This window comes from Paenibacillus sp. EC2-1 (assembly GCF_049311625.1).
GTDB lineage: Bacteria > Bacillota > Bacilli > Paenibacillales > Paenibacillaceae > Paenibacillus_AQ.
In genome coordinates this window covers 1,172,586-1,186,229 of record NZ_CP186006.1, presented here as the reverse complement: position 1 = coordinate 1,186,229, position 13,644 = coordinate 1,172,586, and the positions used below count along the sequence as shown (strand labels likewise).

The 13,644-nt window shown below is 43.8% G+C and carries 8 protein-coding genes; 3 read left to right on the top strand and 5 right to left on the bottom strand.

Annotated features, from left to right (window positions below):
• Positions 1-69 precede the first annotated feature (69 nt).
• Positions 70-1,818, bottom strand: a complete 1,749-nt coding sequence (locus ACK8P5_RS05590) for a dipeptide ABC transporter ATP-binding protein (protein WP_422659993.1) — start codon at positions 1,816-1,818, stop codon at positions 70-72.
• A 144-nt stretch (positions 1,819-1,962) separates the two neighbouring features.
• On the opposite strand from ACK8P5_RS05590, the gene ACK8P5_RS05585 reads away from it, so the two are divergent.
• The 3 genes from ACK8P5_RS05585 to ACK8P5_RS05575 are packed head-to-tail and all read left to right on the top strand — an operon-like array spanning position 1,963 to position 6,808.
• Positions 1,963-3,405: an ABC transporter permease gene (locus ACK8P5_RS05585; protein WP_422659992.1), complete on the top strand. Its 1,443-nt coding sequence runs from the start codon at positions 1,963-1,965 to the stop codon at positions 3,403-3,405.
• A 13-nt stretch (positions 3,406-3,418) separates the two neighbouring features.
• Positions 3,419-4,927, top strand: a complete 1,509-nt coding sequence (locus tag ACK8P5_RS05580) for an ABC transporter permease (protein ID WP_422659991.1) — start codon at positions 3,419-3,421, stop codon at positions 4,925-4,927.
• 57 nt (positions 4,928-4,984) lie between these two features.
• Positions 4,985-6,808 carry an ABC transporter substrate-binding protein gene (locus ACK8P5_RS05575; protein WP_422659990.1) on the top strand — a complete coding sequence of 608 codons (1,824 nt, stop codon included), beginning with the start codon at positions 4,985-4,987 and terminating at the stop codon, positions 6,806-6,808.
• A gap of 96 nt (positions 6,809-6,904) precedes the next feature.
• Here the strand turns inward: ACK8P5_RS05575 and ACK8P5_RS05570 are convergent, their stop codons facing one another.
• From ACK8P5_RS05570 to ACK8P5_RS05555, 4 genes are all read right to left on the bottom strand, one after another.
• Positions 6,905-7,348, bottom strand: coding sequence for an OsmC family protein (locus tag ACK8P5_RS05570; protein WP_422659989.1), 444 nt, complete (start codon positions 7,346-7,348; stop codon positions 6,905-6,907).
• A 281-nt stretch (positions 7,349-7,629) separates the two neighbouring features.
• On the bottom strand, positions 7,630-10,185 hold the full coding sequence (locus ACK8P5_RS05565; protein WP_422659988.1) for a beta-mannosidase: 2,556 nt from the start codon (positions 10,183-10,185) through the stop codon (positions 7,630-7,632).
• A 313-nt stretch (positions 10,186-10,498) separates the two neighbouring features.
• The gene (locus tag ACK8P5_RS05560; RefSeq protein ID WP_422659987.1) at positions 10,499-11,542 is read right to left on the bottom strand and encodes a hypothetical protein; all 1,044 of its coding nucleotides are present in this window, start codon (positions 11,540-11,542) and stop codon (positions 10,499-10,501) included.
• Positions 11,543-11,581: 39 nt separating this feature from the next.
• Positions 11,582-13,591 carry a right-handed parallel beta-helix repeat-containing protein gene (locus tag ACK8P5_RS05555; RefSeq protein ID WP_422659986.1) on the bottom strand — a complete coding sequence of 670 codons (2,010 nt, stop codon included), beginning with the start codon at positions 13,589-13,591 and terminating at the stop codon, positions 11,582-11,584.
• Positions 13,592-13,644 lie beyond the last annotated feature (53 nt).

Sequence of the window (13,644 nt, the reverse complement as noted above, 5' to 3'; positions counted from 1 at the left end):
AGAAGCCTCACTACCAGACACCAGTTTAATTGGATCTAGTAGAAAAACTTCTTTTATAATAAGATGAATTTATGCAGAAGTGCTGATAGGCTGAGCAACCCAGTGTCCTTTCGACACTTCGACCAGCTCCGAATGCTCTAAGTTATACTTGTCTTCACCGGTGCGTTCTTCCATCAAGACTCTCTTCTTCTTCGATTCCACCTTCGGATCGGGAACCGGAATGGCAGATAGTAATGATTTCGTATAATCATGCTGCGGGTTAGAGTACAGTTCTTCACTCTCCGCCAGCTCAACGATTTTTCCCATATACATAACAGCTACACGATCACTAATGTGTTTCACCATGGAAAGATCATGCGCAATGAATAGATATGTCAGACCCAGGCGATGCTGAAGCTCTTCCAAGAGCTTCACGATCTGTGATTGTATCGAGACATCCAGCGCGGATAATGGTTCGTCACAGACGATGAACTTCGGTTCGACTGCAAGCGCTCGAGCAATACCAATACGCTGACGCTGTCCACCGGAGAATTCATGTGGGTACCGTAGTGCAAAGGCAGGATCCAGTCCAACCATGTCCAGCAGCTCTTCCACCCGCTTCCGGCGTTCCTGTTTACTTCCTGACAACTTATGCACATCAAGCGCTTCACCGATAATATCAAGCACTTTTAGACGAGGATTTAATGAAGCATAGGGATCCTGGAAGATCATTTGCATGTAGCGTCTCATTGTCTTCATCTCAGAGGTGGTGAGACGATTCACGGCCATGCCTTGATACAACACATCGCCACCTGTTGGTTGATGAAGTCTGAGGATGGCTCTTCCCGTTGTCGATTTACCACAGCCCGACTCGCCGACAACACCTAGTGTTTCACCAGCATTTATATGAAAGCTAATATCATTAACAGCCTTTAAGACTTTGCCTTTACCCATATCAAAATATTGCTTTAGAGATTTCACTTCGAGCAGAGGGCGCTCCAAGTCTGCTCCTGTTAAAATAAGCGGTGCTTGTTTGGGCTTCTTCTTCTCATCCAGACGAGGCAATGCGTTAAGAAGCTTAAGCGTGTAAGGATGCTGAGGGTTCTCGAATATCTCCTCGGTCGTCCCTGTCTCTACGATAACTCCATCCTTCATTACGGCAACGCGATCACACATACCTGCAACAACGCCTAAATCATGCGTAATCAGGATGATGGATGTACCGAAACGCTCTTGCATGTTCTTCATGAGGTTCAGGATTTGAGCCTGAATGGTGACATCAAGCGCCGTTGTAGGCTCGTCCGCAATAAGCAAGGAAGGCCTGCAGGCGAGAGCGATCCCGATCATGACCCGTTGACGCATACCACCTGAGAACTCATGTGGATATTGATTGTAACGAGCTTCACTGTTCGGAATTCCAACAAGCTTCAGCATCTCTATAGCCTGCTGCTTAGCTTCCTTCTGTGAAAGCTTCTGGTGCTTAATGAGACTTTCGGATATTTGTTCTCCGATTTTAATTGTCGGGTTTAGAGAGGTCATTGGATCTTGAAAGATCATTCCCATGTCACGTCCACGGATACTTTCCATTTCCTTCTCGGTCTTATCCGCGAGATTCTCTCCTAGGAAAGTAATCTCTCCTTCCTTCATAAAAGAAGGTGGTGAAGGAAGCAGCTTCATAATTGAACGTGCTGTAACACTCTTACCGCTACCGGATTCACCTACAATTCCTAGTGTTTCTCCTTTATTCAGTTCAAAGCTGACTCCACGAACTGCATGAAATTCCGAATCGCGGGATTGAAAGGATACGCTCAGGTTTTTCACTTGTAGTATCGGTTCCATTTAACTTCGCCTGCCTTATCCTATATATAAAATATCATTAATGGAGTTAACCTCTTAATCTATTGACTTTTAAAATATGCTAAAATAAAATATACTATATCACTCGGAATAATGCAATTTCAAAAGAAGGAGGCACGACATCTTATGGGGGGGACAGAAGCAGCCGGCACGAACCGGTTAGCTAACACAATTAGCACGACTTACAGAAAGATCCTTCTGAATCCTTCATATAAATATTTTCTTCTATTATTAGGGGCGCCTGTGAATCTGGTGGTGTTCCTTATTTATATGGTTCAGAGTAAGAAGGATGCTTACTCTACGCTCCGGACAAAGATTGAAGATCGCCTGCTTGCGTCAGGTTACCGAGATCAATTGCTCGCAGACAATAAAGAGCAGCTGCTTCGAAAGCATACGTTCTTTAAGCAGAATGTAAGCGAGGATAAGCTGAGGCGAGAAGCTGAAGCGATGACAAAGGCACAGTTCCAAAGTGCTGTCGACGAACAGACCCGAAGAGAACTTCTTCTTGAAGGTCGAAACCGGCTCACCTATGCCGACACATTCGCCGCTCTCATTCAGAACCCGATTTTCTTAGCTATATCCGTAATACCCGGATTACTGATGTATATCCTAATCTTTTTATATAGTAGACCTTATCTGAAATATATAGTAGAACGTATTGTGATGAGTGTATTTGTCATTTTCGGTGTAGCGGTTCTGGTCTTCACCATTCTGCACTTATCTCCATTTAACCCAGCTGCGAACATTCTGGGAGAAACGGCTACGAAAGAGCAGATTGCAGCCTTCAATCACATGCATGGGCTGGACCAGCCATATTTGACCCAATTGTGGAACAATATCAAGGGAATTGCGACCTTCGATCTCGGTAAATCTTTTGCCGGAAATGAAGAAATCACATCCTCAATTGCAAGAAAGTTCCCGATTACACTGACCTTAACGGTCATCTCACTTATTTTTGCACTCATGATCGCTATTCCGATTGGTATCATCTCGGCTACGAAGCGAAACTCATTCTTTGACTATACATTTATGTTTATTGCCCTGCTCGGCTTGTCGATTCCGAACTTTTGGCAAGGACTTATATTTATACTTAATTTCTCAATTAAACTGCAATGGCTACCTGCTACATTCAATCCGGAGAACTGGCTTTCGATTATTATGCCGGTCATCGTTCTAGGTACAGGGCTGACAGCTGCTGTAGCAAGAATGACTCGTTCCTCAACATTAGAGGTTATTAATGAAGATTATATTATTACAGCCAGAGCGAAGGGTCTGAACAAGCGTCAAATTCTGCACAAACACGCGGTTCGTAATGCTCTTATTCCGATCATAACAGTCATTGGTCTTCAATTCGGCGGCATGCTCGGCGGATCTGCGGTAACCGAGAAGGTATTCAATATCAGTGGTATCGGGAGTTATATCGTTGATAAACAGTTCATTCCCGATATTCCAGCCATTATGGGCGGTGTCGTCTATACGGCAATCACCATCTCGCTCGTGAACGTCATCATTGATATTTTATACGCATTCTTTGATCCTAGAATACGATCCAAGATGAAACAATACTAAAGCAGGTGTACTCATGATCAAGAATCTACTTAATAAGCACCAAACGCAGCACCATCTGAAATCATCGCAAGAGTATAGCCAGGCTAGCTTCACAGGCGTTGTCTCCCTGACTTTAACCGTGATCTTGCTACTGAACAGTTATGATTTCGCTGAAAAGACGATTAAGCCGTATATTTTTGCCGCTTTTGCCGCTTATGCTTTATTTTCAATATTACAAGTTGTCATTACCATCTTGATTCGGAAGGATCTTCTACGACACGGACATATTCGGAACTCTACCCGAGCTCTCGGCTATGTACAACTCTTTAGTATTCTCACCGGAAACATATTTATCGTAACCTTTGCGTTCAACCTCATTAAGAAGCAGAAGAATCCGGAATATACGATTGCTGTATATATGCTTTTAACACAGTTGTTCGTCATTGTGCTCTCTGCGATTAACATGTTTAAGCCTTATGTGGCAGATACATTCCTGATTGGAATGGTGATTCTGATCGTTGTCGCTATCTTTCAACTCAGTGCACTGCTACTTGTTGCTAAATACGTTGATCGACATACCGCACATCCAAAGCTGATCTGGCTGGCATTGCCACTCATCCTTACCGTGGCTACGGGGAATGTATTTGCCTTGGTGCTCGGTATCAATCTCCTATCCAAAATTCGAAAGCACGGGAACCCCTCGGTTACCCGATGGTCAGATGTATGGGTGCGTATTACGAGTAACACAACAGCGATGCTAGGACTCTTCTTCATTATTTTCTTGTTCTCTGTATCCGTGTGCAGTCTTCTTACGTTTGATTATGGATTTGCCGTAGACAACAATTACTCGGCCATTTTACAGCCACCAAGTCTTGAGTATCCGCTTGGGACGGATAATTTCGGTAGAGATTTATTCTCTAGAATTGTGTTCGGTGCTCGTATCTCCCTTATCGTTGGCTTCATGTCGACCGTTATTCCACTCGTCATTGGAGGAATACTCGGCGCGATTTCGGGATACTATGGTCGTCATACCGACAATATCATCATGCGTCTATTAGATGTGCTATATGCTATTCCAGGTATTCTCCTCGCAATCGCTATTATCGCTGCATTCGGAGCGAATACAGTAAACCTGATCCTAGCGCTGAGCGTTGGAGCAATTCCAACCTATGCTAGAACGATGAGAGCCAATGTACTGCTCGTATCTACCTTTGAATATGTGGATGCTGCAAGAGCATTCGGATCCAGTAACTTATCCATTATTTTTAAACATATTGTTCCTAACTCACTTGCTCCGATGATCGTCAAATCTACCTTAACTATTGGCGGAGCCGTTATTTCCACCAGCAGCTTGAGCTATCTGGGGCTTGGGGTTGAGCCTCATATTCCAGAGTGGGGAAATATTCTGAAAATTGGAAGTACCTATCTCGAAACGAACTCATACCTTGCGATTTATCCGGGACTTGCCATTATTGCGCTGGTACTGTCCTTCAACTTCCTAGGGGATGGATTACGGGATGCACTTGATCCCAAGATGGATTAGTCGTCATTATGTGTACTACATTTTCACAACATAAAATGATCAGGGGGAACACGCATCATGAAAAAAAGATCGATCTTGCTACTGCTGCTTACGCTGGTTATGGTAATTAGCGGTTGCACCGTCAAAACCAAAGACGAGGCTGCTTCAAAACCGACTGACACCGCTGGTGAACAACCAGCAAATCCATCAGCTGTAACTATCGAACTTCTCGGTATGAGTTCCAATGAATCGGATGTGAACATCATCCGTGACCAACTTACCAAAAACGGCTTCAATGTGAAGCTCAACTTGCAGCCTGACTACGGTAGCTTCAAAGCTCAAGAAGATGCTGGAAACTATGATATTTCCCTCTCGGGCTGGACAACTGTAACGGGTAACCCCGACTACGCGGTTCGTTCCGTGTTCAAGACGGGTGGAGACTACAGCAAACTTTCCGATGAGGAAGTTGATAAATTGATCGACAAGGCTGCTACACAATCGCCTGAGGACGCCAAAGAAACTTACAAACAGCTTGAACAGCGTCTAGTAACCGATAAGGCTTATATTGCGCCACTGTACATTTCACTGAAAAGCCAAGCCATCAACAAAGATATTTTGGATGAGAACTCCGTTCGCTTGTCTAAATCGCGCTCTCTTCCTTGGGAAGCTGTTGATTTCGTAGACCAATCGAAGCGTGATAAAGATCCATTGATTCTAGCTCAATCGTCTTCTACGCTGACATCCCTTGATCCGATCAAAGGTAACGATGGATCGATCAATATCATTAACACGAACATGAATGTTCGTCTGATTAATCTAACGGATGATGACAAAATCACTTCCGAAGGTTCCCTGTCATACAACCACAGCATTGCTGAAGGGAACTCCGAGTATTACTTCATTCTCAGAGATGACATCAATTTCGCTCAAATTAAAGACAAACTTGCCGTGGATTCCGGTGAGCGCGTTGGTGCAGATGACGTTGTATTCTCTTTGAACCGTGCTAAAGATAAAGACTCCGTTCCAGATCACCGGACTTATACTTTGCACGAGCACATCAAAGACGTTGAAGTTGTTAAAGATCTGAGCGCATTAGATGGCGTTAAGGTAGCTGGAAGCGATGAAACCGTAAGACAATCGCTGGAAAAAGGTCTGGACAGCAAAATTTCTGCCCTCGTAACAGACAAAAACCAAGCTAGCTCGAAAGACGGAAAATATCAGGTCATCAAATTGACAACAACAGAGCCTTTCCCACAAGTACTGAATTATCTAGCTCATCAGTCTGCTGGTATTGTATCCAAGAAACAGGTTGAGAGCATTAACACTTATGATGTAGCTAAATTTGATGTAAACAAAGACGTTCCTTACGGAGACCAGAATACGGTAACTGAAGGCGACAAATACAACAACACATTGTTTGCAAGCGGTCCGTACATTCTGTCTTACAAGAACGACTATGAAGCTATTTTCTACAAGAACCCTGGTTACATGAAGGGCACTGAGAATGAGCCTAAGATCAATCAAGTGAAAGTTCGCTTCATTAAAGATGCTGACAGCACGCTGTCTGCTTTGCGTAGTAACGAGATTCATCTATACTACGGCGTTCCAGAAACCAAGTATGATGTCGTTAAAGGCGACAGCAAGCTGAAGCTGCAATCGATCGAGAGCAACGCCGTTTCATACCTACTCTTCAATACCAAGAACCGCGATGTGACGAAGAGCGAAGACTTGAGAAAAGCAGTTCTGTACTCCATCAATCAGGACGAGATTCTCGCTTTCTATGGCGGCAATAAGATTAAAGCCTTCTCCACTGTTAGCCCACTGGTTAAGACCGGTAACGAACTACAGGCAGACCCAGCAAAAGTGAAAGAATACTTGACTAAATATCAAGCTTCTAAATAATAATTAGCTATTAAAAGAGGCCTCGTACAGTCCATGAACTGTACGAGGCCTCTTCTCTATATATAAGACATCTTCATGAACGAAGTGTCCGCTATTTTAAGATTCGATAATAATTTCATTCAACTTCAGCTTCACAGGATTTTCAATCGTATCTCCTACCGGGCAGGTACGTTCGATGAATGCCACAAACTCTTCAACTCGTTCTTTTGGCGCATCCGTCTTTATATGTATATTATATCTGATATCGGAATATCCACGACGAACATCCGATTTATTCATAAATCCATCCGTATCGAGTTCTCCCTCAACTTCAACCCAGAAGTCTTCCAGATTGACATCAAATTTCCGAGAATAGACGCGTGCTACAATGGACTGACAGGCTCCTAGAGCACACAACACCAACTCCACCGGATTCATTCCTTCGTCTGTCCCGCCTAAAGATGTTGGCTCATCAATTGTAATCTCAAAACTTCTTGATTTCGCTTTAACAACCATTCCCTGTTGTAGATGTGCTGTCGCTCTAAAAGTTTCTACCGGCATTACAATCCCTCTTCTCATGAATTTTTAATGTGTGAATGTAAGCATTTTGCATAAATCCATAGAGTGATAAAATCAAATTACGCAATATGCTAATGTATCCGATTATATCATACTTATCCAGTAGGAATTGTTATAGTTGATTCGAATTCTGACAGAATTTCATGAAAGTCTTTATATAGATGCACAAATGAGCCCTCCAAAGGATCATCCATGGAGGGCTCGTTCTATCAAATGTACATTGACGTGTCTACTTAGCGATGCCTGAAACCAATTCCATACATTTACTGTACGGCTACAGATTCGGCAGTAATGCAATCTGCCATCGAGAATACCGACACATCGCCTGGAGACGCTGGAATAAATGCTGTGTCACCACCAGCATGACGAGCACTAAAAGTTACGATCTTCGCTTTACCTGGAATGAGATCGAAGAAGTTGTCACTGAATATTCCCTCAACTTCTGCCGACAGCCACACATAACGAGCAAATCGACTACTCTCTACCTTAAAGGATGTTCCACCGCTTCCTGCCACTTCTGTTACCTTAATATCTGCTTGTTGCAACTGTAGTTCCTTATCGTTTACAAAATAATGTTCTTTATGATCCACGAGTTCTGCTCCAAGCTTCAATTCAGCGCATAACACAACCGAAGACGGATCGTGCGTACCTAGCAGCTCATCCACTTGTACTTGGTACACAACGAGTGCTGCTTGTGGATCAGCATGCACAGGTAGGGAAAGACCCTGAAGTTCTTCTCCATCGAAGTTATAAAGCGCTAAGTGTAACTCCCCTGTCACCGACTCAGATATATCGGATATCAAGTGAACTGACAACGTGTCATCCTTTTGTTCGATCGCAAGACATACATCTCGAAGACTCCGCTTGGCAACATACTGCATTGCCTTCCAGCGACCCAAGTAGTCCATTCCTGCCCAAGAAGCAACAGGCCAGCAATCATTCATCTGCCAATACAGCGTTCCCATACAATAAGGCTTGTTACGACGATGAGCCTCTATTGCAGTCTTCATCGCTTCGGCCTGCAGCATTTGGCTCATATAGAGGAACGATGGGAAGTCCTTCGGCTCATTCATATACTGGTCCATATAATTCTTAATCAGACGGTTGCCCGCTCCATTCTTCTGATGCGCCAGCATGACTTTGGATTCCAATTCCATATCGGTCTCCTCAGCATACGTTCTTACCGTTCTCGGTTCAGGGAACGACTGGAACCCATATTCACTCATGAAGCGACCAACATAGACGTTATAGTTATCAAACGGTTCGGTATTATGCCATACTCCCCAGTAGTGAATATCTCCACTCGTTGTGCTAGGATTCGAATGTTGATTCTTATCTCTGCTGAGAGAGACGATCGGAGAAGATGGCCAGTACTCTGCTCCAGGTGCACAAAGACTAACGGCTTCCGGCAAAACTCGGTGGAAAATAGCCTCATAATCAGCCCATATCTTTTCACGAATCTCGTGGCTATAATCTTTCTTCCATCCCCAGCCTGCTTTTTCGTCATAATGGGCCCATGCAGAGTCGATCTCATTGTTCCCGCACCAGAGAACAATACTTGGGTGGTTTCGCAGACGAGTGATGTTCTCCTCCGCTTCCAGACGAACGCTCTCAAGGAAAGCCTCATCGCCTGGATACATGCTGCAAGCAAACATAAAGTCCTGCCACACCATCAACCCGTATTCATCACACAGATCATAAAATATTTTCTCTTCGTAAATACCGCCACCCCATACACGAAGCATGTTCATGTTGGATTCGGCCGCGGATGCTATCTCGTGGCGATAACGCTCTTCGGTTACTTCCGTCAGGAAACTATCATTAGGAATATGATTCGCACCCTTAGCGAATACAGGCGTTCCGTTGAGTTCGATGTAGAATGAAGTTCCCGCTTGATCTGCCTTCTGAATAAGCTTTACACTCCGTAGACCCGTGCGGACCTCAGCATCCGCTATAACGCGATCTCCACTTCGAATCTCTGCACGAAAATCATATAAATTCGGGTCTCCAAGTCCTCTACTCCACCATAACTTCGGATTTTGTATTTCCATTTCAAGCTGAGCTATATTAGTTCCGCTATCCAGCTTAAGCTCCGACTTCCACTCTTGCCCTGCCGCCGTAACGATGAGGTTACCATTCAGTTCATCATCTGCTTCAACGGTCACAACAGCTGTAACTCGTGCAACAGATTCATTCACTTCGTCCTGACGAATAAACAGATTGCGAATTTCCACTTCCGACCAAGCCTCAATCCGGCATTCACGCCAGATGCCACTCGTTACAAAACGCGGGCCCCAGTCCCAGCCATAATGGTAAGGAGCTTTACGTGCAAAAATACTCACTCGCTTATCTCCCATGCCACCTACTTCGGATTGATCATTCGATGCCGGAAGTGCATACCCGAGTTTCTCTAGCTTCGGCAGATCTTCCTGAATTGGAGAACGGAACAGAACCCGGATCTGATTCTTACCTTCAGTAACCCGATCCTTAATATCAACCCGCCAAGAGCGAAACATATTGTCTGCGGACAGAACGACCTTTCCATTAACGTATACATCGGCATATGTATCAAGTCCATCAAATACAAGCTCCAGATGAGATGCTGCTAACTGCTCCTCTGAAATGTCAAAGCTCGCTTCATACTCCCAATCCTTCTTATCAATCCACTGCAGATCGTGCTCATTCGTTCCATAGAATGGATCAGCAATAATACCGTTTCGAAGTAAATCCGTATGTACACATCCAGGTACTTTAGCAGGTAGCCATTCTTGTTCATCACAAGCTTTAAATGTCCAGTTACCTAAAAGTTGTGGTTTCATATTCGTCTCCTTGAGGTTTATTAGAGCTGTACCAGATCAAGAGAATATACACCCTCCAGGAAAGCCTTTTCATTTATCCTGACGATGAATATCTATCATTCACGAAGACAACTCTGAGAAATCTATTGCCAATAAACAATAAATAGAACACTAACAAAATAATAACGACTCAATAAAATTATCATAATAATATTGTGTTTTCAATAACAAAATTATAAAACAGGTGTTAGTTTTTCAAATTAAAGAAAAACAGAGCTGTCCCAAAAGATCTAAGATCTTTGCGGAATAGCTCTGTTTGTTTTCCCCTACAAAATTACACACTTTGATCCACACGAGTCTTGTTGTATTGCTTATGGTTTATTTCAACCTCTGCTGACTCTCTCTGTTTCTTCAACCAGATCTTATACTGATTATCAAGTAACCGATTCATAATATCCTCTTGTACCTCAGCTACCGGATAGAAACCTTCATCTCTGCGTTCTAATCCTTGCAACACAGCGAATCCACCTTCAATCGTTATGACATTGCTAATCTCTCCAGGGGATAGTTCTCTAGCCGCTTCTAACAATTCAGTCGCATATTTATGATCTCCCCGTTCCGTCGTTTCGTCAAATACCTGTTCTGAAAGTTCGACCATCTCTTTATTATGGTCGGCGGCTTGATCTAACGAGTGTGAACGTTCGGCCTCAAGCTTGACTTGTTTTGCAATGTTCCAAGCCTTCTCTTTAATCTCTGTTGTATTGTTTACCACCAGCTTTTTTGTTCGGATATAGAGTGGTTTTTTGTACAGTGAATTCTTATGTTCACTATAGAATGTAAACACTTGATGCGGAGAAAGGTCGAGCTCGCTCTTCGCCAAATTCTCCTTGAGTCGTATGACCATGTTATTAAATGAATATTGAAAAAACTCTTCTTCGCCATAACTTTGCGGACCATAAATCACTTCGCCATGTTCCACTGCCTGCTTCCTACGCTCGTTCTCCTTCTTCAGCAGTTGAAGAAATCCTTCGTATGAAATATCGGATTCAGCTATGACTCCCGTTTCAACCGCAGCTACTTGCTGCAATTTGATCGAAATACACCGCTCCAAGGCTCTCTCCCGAAGCAGCTCCATTGGAGTGCCTCCATCGAAACTCTTGTCCCAAAATTCTTGATCATATTCTACTTCATATTTGTTTTGGAATTCATGAATGACGCCCACTCTTTCAAATGACATGGCCGCTTCAAATTCCCGAACGGATACATCAGCACCATTAATCTTTAACACATACTGGTCAGCATTTAGATCGCTTTTCATGATCCAGTAACCCCCAGCGGCGAAACAAAGGCTAACGAATCCAATAATTACAGTCAACATGTATTTATGTTTAAGAAGCATCCTTTCGTAACCCTCCCCTTACGGTGAGTTTGTCCCATATACTTCAGCCTCCACATAGTGGTTCCAGATGTTCACGTTGCTTCCAGCAGACCAGAATCTAACGTATCTGGCTTGTACAGGAGTAAAGGTTATCTCTTTCCCCGCTGCTGTCTCGGCATACTCTGCATTCGTACCTACTCCCTGACCGGCGCTGTTATTAGTGTCGTTATTAAATACCGTAGTTACACCGGTTGAGAAATCAGCGGTATTAGACAATTGAACAATAACATCTTTATATTGTCTGCCATCGAAGTAATGCCACAACTTTATCCGATCCACGAGATAGGAAGTGCCAAGGTCTATTTTCATCCACTGTAAACCGGAATCCAGTCCTGCATACAGCTCCTTATTGTTGACGGAACCATCTGTTACATAAGCCGAATTATTCACGAAGCTACCCGAAGTAACGGATTTGCCAAGCGCTAAGTTCGATGGAACACTAACATTGGCCTGATGTTCGTACACGCCACGATCCGGATTTCCATAATAAAGGGAATTGCCCCAGAAATCCTTGCCACCATTATTTGGAATGCTGACACCACTATTGAGCGCCGGGGATGTGTTCTTCAACTGATACCCAGCCAATGTGTTTCTTCCAATCTGTCCCGTTCCCGGATTCACGAACTGAGGGTCCGCCGTAATCTTGTTCGGGTCATTTGGCGTAGAAGCATAATTACCGTAGAAAATATTATTATTGTAAGTGTAATTCGCTCCCCAGCCGCTCGTAGATGTCGTTCCTTGGTTGTAGAAAATATTATTCTTAAAGGATGCCGTTCCGCTATTCGTATTAAATACGTTAGCTTTCAGACCACTCCGAGTATAGAACACATTGTTGTATACACTCGCATTAATTGGATTCGTTGCTGTGATTAGGTAGTTCTTATCGTTCTGACTTATGTTGTATCGGTAAATAGCGTCTCTAGAGTATTCCGTACCATAACTGATAAAGAGCATAGCTCCCCCTTCGTTGTCATGGCTGTAGTTGTATTGAAAGATCGTCCGGTTCGTCCGGGCATCCGCATCCCATGCCATACCGTCTCTTGTATCCTTGCCGTTAAACGCCTCGTTATATTGGAAGACAGCATCATCCGCCGAATATGCCCACATTCCTGCATTGTAACTAATATTGTTGTTTCTGAGGTTGAACCCGTCTATTGTGTTGTATTCAATTAATGGGGACTGTACCCCTTGCGCTACAATACCATCACCGCCGATGTTACTAAAATAGTTGTTGCGGATGACAACATTGGTGCTTCCAGTCCATGGACCCGCTCCCCCAGTCTCCCCCGTCCGGTTAGACCAAGACGTCCACGTCAGCGTAATGCCTTCTCGGTCAAGATCGCGTATCGTTGAGTTCTCAATGAGAATATCATTAAATTTGGTGATCGTGCTGCTCCCCGTAATTTGAAAGAACATGCCGCCCGTATCTTTCGCCGTGTTATTGTTCGTATGCGGGATATTAGGCCATACATCATGAATGACCAAGTTCCGGAAATAAAGGTGATTCACTGTTCCGTAATCTTCCGCATGAACGTAGATCCCTCTTCTTGTAAAAGAATCTGTATAGTTCGCCGAGATATCGAGGTTACTAATCTCCCAGTATTCCTGATTAAACAGATGTAAGGTTTGCTTGGAAGTAGCACTGCCTGTAAACGCCGGCTTGTTCCCCGTGCCATACATATCAATCTTGATCGGTTTGCCGCTTGCTCCTGATCCCTTTGGCCAGAGTTCTCCGCTCCACACGCCACCTGCTTTAAATAGAATGCTATCTCCCGGCATAAACGTAGTGCTGTTCACCTTCGTTAGGGTCTTCCAAGCGGTGGTTGGACTTAAACCATCATTTGCATCATTCCCGCTTACCGAGTCTATATAGTAAGCGCTATCATTTGCAAGCACACTTGAAGCCTTTTCCGAGAATGCTCCTACCATGACCATACATAACATGACCACCACCAACATCATGACCTTCCTAACTCCTTTTCGATTCATGCATCTGCCTCCTATATATTTTAATACGCAAAAGCGCCTCTACTTAATAGAAT